A 363-nucleotide genomic window follows, 5' to 3' on the forward strand; every position below is an offset into this window, starting at 1 on the left:
TTTTCATATAGTTTAATTTTTTGAGGAGAATCTTTATACACGGTTACAGTGGCATATAATTCTGGAATCCCTACGACTTTCGCAAATAGAACACGATGATTTCCGTCTGCTACCTTGAAATGATTTTTGTATTCTACAAGCTCGATAGCATTCTCATATAAACCAGCACGATTCATGGGTGTATTTTTCATATATGTCTCAAAATATTGGGGCTCTGTTATATATCTGCCTAATATGTAACTTCCAGGATTTGATTTTTCAAATGCTTCTATAACAGTAGAGTTTTTATATTTATCATGACGAGTACTGGTGATGTTTGTACACTTTACTAACTTATCTTCTTCATGCTTATCACAACAGAAA

The 363-nt window shown here is 32.8% G+C and carries 1 pseudogene; it reads right to left on the reverse strand.

What is annotated here, in order from left to right:
• Window positions 1-363, reverse strand: a pseudogene (locus tag AC1DJR_RS34110) (hypothetical protein); the annotation flags it as partial.

The sequence above is a fragment of the Bacillus sp. 05T31 genome (genome assembly GCF_056396725.1).